Origin of the sequence: Streptomyces albidochromogenes (assembly GCF_005981925.1) — a bacterium.
Classification (GTDB): Bacteria; Actinomycetota; Actinomycetes; order Streptomycetales; family Streptomycetaceae; genus Streptomyces; species Streptomyces albidochromogenes.
In genome coordinates this window covers 1-8,774 of sequence record NZ_VBVX01000273.1, presented here as the reverse complement: position 1 = coordinate 8,774, position 8,774 = coordinate 1, and the positions used below count along the sequence as shown (strand labels likewise).

Here is an 8,774-nt window from a genome sequence, read left to right as displayed (position 1 = left end):
GGGCTGCGCAGGTTCAGCGCCGGGCCGCCCCGAGCGGCCCGGCGCTGAACCTGCGCAGCCCCGCGCACCGCACCGAGCGGGAGTTGCTGAAGCTCGCTCTCCAGCGGCCCGAGCTGGTCTCGCCCGCGTTCGACGCCTACGGGGCCGACGAGTTCACCGCCCCGCCGTACGCCGCCGTGCGCCAGGTCATCGAGGAGGCGGGCGGCGCCGAGCAGGGCGCCCACAACGCGTCCGACTACCTGGCCCAGGTCCGCGAGGCCGCGCCCAACGACACGGTGCGCGCGCTGGTCACGGAGCTCGCCGTGGAGCCGATCATGCGCAAGATCGTCGACGAGATCTACGCCGGCGAGCAGCTGATCCGGGTCCGGCTGCGGGCGGTCGACCGGCGGATCCTGGACGTCCAGGGCACCCTGGCCCGCCTCGGCGGCCCGCACGCCGACCCGGAGCAACTCGCCGCCGTACAGAACGAGCTGTGGGTCCTCCAGCAGTACGCCCAGTCCCTGCGCAACCACGGCGCCGCGGCGCTCTGACGCGCCGCAGGCCCGCCCGCGGCCCGCTCCCGGCCCTTCCGGGAGCACGGGAGGGGCTGGAGCCACCCAGGAGGCGGGGCGGAACGGGAGCCACCGTCACCTCCCGGTAACGGACCGGACTCAAAAAGTCACCGCACGCCCCTCGTAGCGGTGATGTGTCGTACCCCACACTGGGTGGCGGTGCCCGAGTCCTCGGAGCGCGGCCGGCCCACGCCGAGTGGGCCTCGCATCCCCGCGCATCCACTCGACGCGTACGGGACGGACGGCGGCCCGGTCGCCGCTCCCGTCCCGCTGCCGCACGCCCCCGAACCGGCAGCGATCACCCTGGAGGTCGCCCCCGTGCAGACCCAGACCCGGACGTCGACCGACGTCGTCGCGAAGGTCCCTCCGCAGAACCGGGGCGCACTCCACCCCGGAACCGGAACAGGGACCGAGAGCGCATCCGGAACCGAACCCGAAGCGTCGGCCGAACCCGAGGCAGCAGCGGAAGCGGAAGAGGCGGCAGCGGAAGAGGAAGCGGCAGCAGAGGCCGAAGCGGAAGCGGAGCTCGTCGAGCCCGACGTCCTCGTCGAGGACCCGCCCGACGCCCCCGGGACACCCGACGCGTCCGAGCGCCGCCGCAACGCCCGCGCCGACGCCTCGGGCCCCTCCTCCGACCTCTTCCGCCAGTACCTGCGGGAGATCGGCCGCATCCCGCTGCTCACCGCCGCCGAGGAGGTGGACCTCGCCCGCAAGGTCGAGGCCGGACTGTTCGCCGAGGAGAAGCTCAGCAGCACCCCCGACCTCGACTCCCGGCTCGCCGTCGACCTCGACCGGCTCGTCGTCATGGGCCGGATGGCCAAACGCCGCCTGATCGAGGCGAATCTGCGCCTCGTCGTGTCCGTCGCCAAGCGCTACGTCGGCCGCGGCCTGACCATGCTCGACCTCGTCCAGGAGGGCAACCTCGGCCTCATCCGCGCCGTGGAGAAGTTCGACTACGCCCGCGGCTACAAGTTCTCGACGTACGCGACCTGGTGGATCCGCCAGGCCATGTCGCGCGCCCTCGCCGACCAGGCCCGCACCATCCGCGTCCCCGTGCACGTCGTCGAGCTGATCAACCGCGTGGTGCGCGTCCAGCGCAGAATGCTCCAGGAACGCGGCTACGAGCCGACCCCCGAGGAGGTCGCGGCCCACCTGGAGCTCACCCCCGAGCGCGTCGGCGAAGTACTGCGCCTGGCCCAGGAACCGGTGTCGCTGCACGCGCCGGTGGGCGAGGAGGACGACGTGGCGCTCGGCGACCTCATCGAGGACGGCGACGCGGCGTCACCCGTGGAGTCCGCGGCCTTCCTGCTCCTGCGCGAGCACCTGGAGGCCGTCCTCTCCACCCTGGGCGAGCGCGAACGCAAGGTCGTCCAGCTCCGCTACGGACTGGCGGACGGCCGGCCCCGCACCCTGGAGGAGATAGGCCGCCTCTTCGGCGTGACCCGCGAACGCATCCGTCAGATCGAGTCCAAGACCCTCGGCAAACTCCGCGACCACGCCTTCGCCGACCAGCTCCGCGGCTACCTGGACTGACCGCCCGGCCTGTTGACCGACGACGGCCGCCCGGCCACCGGGCCGGACGGCCGTCCTCTCCCGTACGCCGGCTCCCGTCAGGAGCCGTCCGCCGCCGGCGCGGCCGCGTCGCCCCTGGCCTTCCTGCGCGCGTCGATCGTGGCCCCGATCCCCACGCCCACGCACATGCCGCAGGCGATCCCGGTCCCCACGTTGTCGAGCAGCAGCGTCCCGAAGGCCACCCCGAAGGACATCCCGAGCGACAGCCCGAGCGCGATGCCCGAGACGGGCGCCTTCGCGTCCGCCGCCCCCGTGCCGGCGTCCTCGGCGTCCTGCGGCACCGGCTGGGCCGCGTTCTCTTCTTCCCTGGTCATTCAGTCCACTTCCGCAACCGCCTGAGCGAACTGCGCGGCGTACAGACGCGCGTACGCGCCCTTGGCCGCCAACAGCCCGTCATGCGTCCCCTGTTCGACGATGGACCCATTCTCCATCACCAAGATCACGTCGGCGTCCCGGATCGTGGACAGCCGGTGTGCGATCACGAAGCTCGTACGGCCGTGGGCCAGACGCGCCATGGCCTTCTGGATCAGCACCTCCGTACGGGTGTCGACCGAGCTCGTCGCCTCGTCGAGCACCAGGATCACCGGGTCGGAGAGGAACGCCCGGGCGATGGTGACGAGCTGCTTCTCGCCCGCGCTCACGCCCGCCCCCTCGTCGTCGATGACCGTGTCGTAACCGTCGGGCAGGGTGCGGACGAACCGGTCGGCGTGCGCGGCCCGCGCCGCCTCCTCGATCTCCTCCCGGGTCACCTCGCGCGCGGCTCCGTACGCGATGTTGTCGGCGATGGTGCCGCCGAACAGCCACGTGTCCTGGAGCACCATGCCGATGCCCGACCGCAGCGCGTCGCGGGACATCGTGGCGACGTCGACACCGTCCAGCAGGATCCGGCCGCCCGTCACCTCGTAGAAGCGCATCAGGAGGTTCACCAGCGTCGTCTTGCCCGCGCCCGTCGGCCCGACGATCGCGACCGTCTGCCCCGGCTCGACCGTGAGCGACAGGCCCTCGATGAGCGGCGTGTCCGGCTCGTACCGGAAGGACACCTTCTCCAGCACCACCCGCCCGCGCGCTTCCGACGGCGCCGGCGCGGACCGCCGCGCGTCCGCCGCGTCCGGCGCCTGCTCCTCGGCGTCGAGCAGCTCGAAGATCCGCTCGGCCGACGCGACCCCCGACTGCACCAGGTTCGCCATCGAGGCGACCTGCGTCAGCGGCATCGAGAACTGCCGCGAGTACTGGATGAACGCCTGCACGTCACCGATCGACAGCGCGCCGGACGCGACCCGAAGCCCGCCCACCACCGCCACCAGCACATAGTTGATGTTGCTCACGAAGAACATCAGCGGCTGCATGATCCCGCTGTTGAACTGCGCCCTGAACCCGGCCTCGTACAGCGCGTCGTTCTGCTCCCGGAACGCCTGTGCCGACTCGTCCTGCCGCCCGAAGACCTTCACCAGCGCGTGACCCGAGTACATCTCCTCGATGTGCGCGTTCAGCCTGCCCGTGGTCTTCCACTGCCGCACGAACTGCGGCTGCGACCGCTTGCCGACCTTCGCGGCCACCACCACCGACAGCGGTACGGTCACCAGCGCCACCAGCGCCAGCAGCGGCGACACCCAGAACATCATCGCCAGCACACCCACGATGGTCAGCAGGGAGTTGATGAGCTGGCCCATCGTCTGCTGCATGGTCTGCGAGATGTTGTCGATGTCGTTCGTGGCCCGGCTCAGCACCTCGCCGCGCTTCTGCCGGTCGAAGTACCGCAGCGGCAGCCGCGACAGCTTCGCCTGCACGTCCTCACGCATCCGGAACACGGTCCGGTTGATGACCCGGATCGACAGCCGCGTCGCCACCAGCATCAGCAGCCCCGCCGCCACGTACACCGCGAGCGCGATCAGCAGGACGTCGCCAACCGCCCCGAAGTCGATGCCCCGCCCGGGGGTGAAGCCCACCCCGGAGAGCATGTCGGCGAGCCCGTCGTCGCCCCTGTCCCGCAGGCCGTCGAGGACCTGCGCCTTGCTGCCGCCGTCCTGTGTCTGCCGTCCGACGACCCCGGCGAAGACCAGGTCGGTCGCCCGCCCCAGGATCATCGGTCCGACCACGGAGAGCGCGACGCTGACCACGCACGCCGCGAGCATCCACCACAGCGTCACCCGCTCGGGCGCGAACTGCCGCAGCAGGCGCTTCCCCGAGCCCTTGAAGTCCATCGACCGCTCGGCCGGCGCTCCGCCGGCCATCATGCGTCCACCAGGCCCGCTCATGCCGCCTCAGCCTCCGTCAGCTGGGAGAGCACGATCTCCCGGTACGTCGCGTTGTCCTCCATCAGCTCGTGATGGCGTCCCGTGCCGACCACCCGGCCCTCGTCCAGGACCACGATCCGGTCGGCGTCACGGATCGTCGACACCCGCTGGGCGACGATCACCACCGTCGCGTCGGCCGTCTCCCGCCCCAACGCGGCCCGCAGCGCCGCGTCGGTCGTGTAGTCGAGCGCGGAGAAGGAGTCGTCGAAGAGGTAGATCTCCGGGCGGCGCACGAGCGTGCGCGCGATCGCGAGCCGCTGGCGCTGCCCGCCCGAGACGTTCGTGCCACCCTGCGCGACCGGCGCGTTCAGCCCGCCGTCGAGCCGCTCCACGAACTCCCGCGCCTGGGCGACCTCCAGGGCGTGCCACAGCTCCTCGTCCGTGGCGTCCGGCTTCCCGTACCGCAGATTCGTCGCGACCGTCCCGGAGAACAGATAGGGCTTCTGCGGAACCAGCGACACGGTCCTCGCCATCAGCACCGGATCGATGGTCCGTACGTCGGCCCCGTCCACCAGCACCTGCCCGCCCGTCGCGTCGAACAAGCGCGGCACGAGCCCGAGCAGCGTCGACTTCCCGCTGCCCGTCGACCCGATGATCGCCGTCGTCTCGCCCGGCCGCGCCACCAGGTCGATGTCCCGGATCACCGGCTCCTCCGCGCCCGGATAGCGGAACTCCGCCCCGCGCAGCTCCAGTTCTCCGTGCCGCCGCAGTTCCCGTACCGGCTCCTTCGGAGGTACGACGCTGGACGCCGTGTCCAGGACCTCCTCGAGGCGCTCGGCGCACACCTCGGCGCGCGGCACCATCATGAACATGAAGGTGGCCATCATCACGGCCATCACGATCTGCATCAGGTACGCGAGGAACGCGGTCAGCGCCCCGATCTCCATGGCTCCGCTGTCGATCCGGTGCGCGCCGAACCAGACGACCGCGACGCTGGAGACGTTCACGACCGTCATGACGATCGGGAACATCAGCGCCATCAGCCGCCCCGCGGACAGCGACACGTCCGTCAGCTCGGTGTTCGCCTCCCGGAACCGGCCCCTCTCGTACGTGTCGCGTACGAAGGCCCTGATCACGCGGTTGCCGGTGATCTGCTCGCGCAGGACCTGGTTCACCGTGTCGAGCCGCTCCTGCATCGTGCGGAACAGCGGCCGCATGCGCCGCACGATCAGGCCCACCGAGATCCCGAGCACCGGGACGACCGCCAGCAGCACACCCGACAGCGGCACGTCCTGGCCCAGCGCCATGACGATGCCGCCGACGCACATGATCGGCGCCGACACCATGAGGGTGAACCCCATGAGCACCAGCATCTGCACCTGCTGGACGTCATTGGTCGTCCGAGTGATCAGCGAGGGAGCCCCGAAGTGCCCGACCTCCCGGGCCGAGAAGCTCTGCACCCGGTCGAAGACGGCCGCCCGCACGTCCCTGCCGAGCGCGGCGGCGGTCCGCGCGCCGTAGTACACGGCGCCGATGTTGCACACCACCTGTACGACGCTGACGGCGATCATGACGCCGCCGAACTCCAGGATGTAGCCGGTGTCCCCGGCCACGACACCGTTGTCGATGATGTCCGCGTTGAGCGTGGGCAGGTAGAGGGTGGCGGAGGTCTGCAGAAGCTGCAGCAGGACGAGCAGGACGATGGGTTTCTTGTACGGGCGGAGGTGGGCCCGCAGGAGTCTTATGAGCACGCGGAGTCTCTCGGTGTCGGCAAGATCGGGGTTCGTCCCATCCTCCGCCACCGGGCCCCGGCAGTTCCACGGGATTGGCTCATCGCCGGGTCACGTCTCGCCGCCGGGCGCCGCTCACGCCCCGCCGAACGCCCCCGGGTGTATCTGGTCCCGCGTCGCCCCGTACTGCTGGCGCACCGCCTGGCCCACCGCCAGCTCGTCACCCGGCTCCAGCACCTGCGCCGCGGCGCCCTGCCAGGCCGGCGGGGTGTGCGGGGCCAGGGTGCCCTGGGACACGCCCAGCGCCCAGGCCGCCTGCCGGGCCGCGCCCAGCGCCGCGTACTCGGCCGGCTGCGGAACGACCACCTGCGTGCCGAAGATCGGCGGCGCCGCCGCCTGAACGGCGGGCAGCTCGGCCGCCGCGCCCAGCAGGAACACCCGCCGCACCTGCACGCCCCGGGCCCGCAGCACGTCCATGGCGTCGGCCAGCGAGCACAGCATGCCCTCGAAGGCCGCCCGCGCCAGGTGCTCCGGCTTCATCGAATCGCGCCGCAGCCCGCTCAACGTCCCGGCAGTGTGCGGAAGTTGGGGCGTGCGCTCCCCTTCGAGATACGGCAGCAGCACGAGCCCGTACGCGCCCGGCGACGACTTGAGCGCCAGGTCCGAGAGCCCGTCGAGATCGATCCCCAGCAGATCCGCCGTGCCGCGCAGCGCCCGTACGGCGTTGAGGGTGTGCACGACCGGCAGGTGCATCCCGGTGGCATCGGCGAACGACGTGATGAGCCCACTCGAATCGGCCAGCCCCTCGTGGTGCACGGCCATCACGGAACCCGAGGCCCCCAGCGACACCACGGCGTCGCCGACCCCCACGCCCAGCCCGAAGGCGGCGGCCATCGTCTCGCCGGTCCCGGCGGAGATCAACAGGCCCTCGGGGGTGGTCCCGGCGGCCTCCCAGGGGCCGAGCACCTCGGGCAGCGCCGCGTGGTGCCCCAACGCCAGCTCGACCAGGTCCGGCCGGTAGGAGCCGGTCACGGCCGACCAGTAACCCGTCCCCGACGCCGCGCCCCGGTCGGTGGTCCTGCGGGCCGGGCGGCCGAGCAGCTGCCACACCAGCCAGTCGTGCGGCTGCATCAGGGCGGCGGTGCGCTGCGCCGACTCCGGCTCGTTGCGCGCCAGCCAGCGGAGCTTCGCCACCGGCTGCGGAGCCTGCGGCACGGACCCGACCGCCTCGGCCCAAGCCTGCCGCCCGCCGAGCGCGTCGACCAGATCGGCCGCCGCGACCTGGGCCCGCTTGTCGTTGCCGAGCAGCGCCGGACGCACCGGCGAGCCCTGGGCGTCGAGCGGGATCAAACCGTGCTGCTGCGCCGACACGCCGATGGCCTGCACCCCTTCGAGCAGTCCGCCGGCGGCGGCCTCACCCAGGGACAGCAGCCACACCTGTGGATCGGCCTCCGGAGACTTCGCCTCCACGGGGTGCGGGGCGTACCCCTGCCGCAGCACGGCACCCGTATCCGCATCGCACACGACGATGCGGGTAGAACCAGACGAACTGTCCAAGCCGGCAACTATCCCCATGCCTCAGATTCTGCCGCATGCGGCCACGGGAACGTGCCGAGCCCGCCACGGTGGCCGGCCCGGCTCCCGTCCGGCTGCCCGGGTGCTAGGTGTTGGTCGTACCCCAGTCGTCGGCCTCGCCGGCCTGGCCCCGCTCGCGCAGGGAGCGCACGCGCTCGGTCACCGAGCCGGGCATCCGGTCGCCGACCTTGTCGCTGACGGTGTGGAACGCCTTCTCCGCGAAGTCGCGGCCGTTGTGGGCGGCGGACTCGGTGGCGTTGCGCACGGCGGGGTTCTGGGCGACCTGGCGTGCGGACTTCTTCAGCTGCTCGTAACGCTCACGTCCGGCACGCGTCCCGAACACGTACCCGAGGGCCAGTCCGGCGATGAATGTGAGCCGGTAGCGCATGGCTGTCACCCTTCTCTTGCGTCGGCGGTCCCCTGGTGCCGGGGGGAGTTTCGGACCGCGGGGCTGTGCTGGCCGCCTACCCCGGGGCGCCCGTGATCAGTCAGGGCGATACCGATTGGCGGAGCACCCCCCTGCTTGCGCTAATGTATGTGTCGCAGCGAGCACACGCCCCCCGGGACGCCATCCGGTGGGTACGTTCGGTGCAACGCAGCAATCCCCTGTAGCTCAATTGGCAGAGCAGCCGGCTGTTAACCGGCAGGTTACTGGTTCGAGTCCAGTCGGGGGAGCGCGATCCCCTGTAGCTCAATTGGCAGAGCATTCGGCTGTTAACCGGAGGGTTACTGGTTCGAGTCCAGTCGGGGGAGCGGCAAGGAAAAGGACCCCTCAGGGGTCCTTTTTCATATCTCCTGCAACCGCGCGGGCAGCGGCGCAGTCCTCATGGGCATGCGTAGCCGACCACCCGAGGCAGGAGATCGTATGAGCGGCTATGCTGCGGCAGACGGCGCGCACAAATGTGCGCGACGCGCCGTTAGGGGCGGTAGCTCAGCCGGTTAGAGCAGCGGACTCATAATCCGTCGGCCGTGGGTTCGAGTCCCACCCGCCCCACTCAAGCTCCAGCAGAAGAAACGTTTCCTCTCTGGAGCTTCCGTAGGCCCCCACCGATGTGGGGGCCTTTTCCGTCTCCGGGGAGCGGTGGCGGCCCGGGGGGGCGGCGGTCCGGCGG

The 8,774-nt window shown here is 71.3% G+C and carries 7 protein-coding genes and 3 tRNA genes; 5 read left to right on the top strand and 5 right to left on the bottom strand.

What is annotated here, in order from left to right:
• Nucleotides 1–530, top strand: a 530-nt coding sequence (dnaG, locus tag E2E34_RS26965) for a DNA primase (protein ID WP_500691568.1), incomplete at its 5' end; no start/stop codon positions are given.
• A gap of 180 nt (nt 531–710) precedes the next feature.
• Nucleotides 711–2,084 (top strand): RNA polymerase sigma factor, encoded by a 1,374-nt coding sequence (locus tag E2E34_RS26960; protein ID WP_138904511.1) that lies wholly within the window; start codon nt 711–713, stop codon nt 2,082–2,084.
• Nucleotides 2,085–2,161: 77 nt separating this feature from the next.
• On the opposite strand, the gene E2E34_RS35975 is transcribed toward E2E34_RS26960, so the two are convergent.
• The 5 genes from E2E34_RS35975 to E2E34_RS26935 all read right to left on the bottom strand — a co-directional run bounded on the left by E2E34_RS35975 (nt 2,162) and on the right by E2E34_RS26935 (nt 8,050).
• Entirely contained in the window at nt 2,162–2,437 is a 276-nt protein-coding gene (locus E2E34_RS35975) for a glycine zipper domain-containing protein (protein ID WP_244316145.1), read from the bottom strand.
• Entirely contained in the window at nt 2,438–4,378 is a 1,941-nt protein-coding gene (locus E2E34_RS26950) for an ABC transporter ATP-binding protein (protein ID WP_138904510.1), read from the bottom strand.
• A complete protein-coding gene (locus E2E34_RS26945; RefSeq protein ID WP_138904509.1) occupies nt 4,375–6,108 on the bottom strand; it encodes an ABC transporter ATP-binding protein in 1,734 nt (577 codons plus the stop codon). The genes E2E34_RS26950 and E2E34_RS26945 overlap by 4 nt, the downstream gene beginning before the upstream one ends.
• Before the next feature lie 114 nt (nt 6,109–6,222).
• A complete protein-coding gene (locus E2E34_RS26940) occupies nt 6,223–7,662 on the bottom strand; it encodes an FGGY family carbohydrate kinase (protein WP_138904508.1) in 1,440 nt (479 codons plus the stop codon).
• A gap of 85 nt (nt 7,663–7,747) precedes the next feature.
• On the bottom strand, nt 7,748–8,050 hold the full coding sequence (locus E2E34_RS26935; protein WP_138904507.1) for a YtxH domain-containing protein: 303 nt from the start codon (nt 8,048–8,050) through the stop codon (nt 7,748–7,750).
• 214 nt (nt 8,051–8,264) lie between these two features.
• Here E2E34_RS26935 and E2E34_RS26930 point away from each other — a divergent pair.
• The 3 genes from E2E34_RS26930 (at nt 8,265) to E2E34_RS26920 (ending at nt 8,656) form a co-directional block, all read left to right on the top strand.
• A tRNA-Asn gene (locus E2E34_RS26930) sits at nt 8,265–8,337 on the top strand.
• A 5-nt stretch (nt 8,338–8,342) separates the two neighbouring features.
• Nucleotides 8,343–8,415 (top strand) — tRNA-Asn (locus tag E2E34_RS26925).
• 167 nt (nt 8,416–8,582) lie between these two features.
• Nucleotides 8,583–8,656, top strand: a tRNA-Ile gene (locus E2E34_RS26920).
• Nucleotides 8,657–8,774 lie beyond the last annotated feature (118 nt).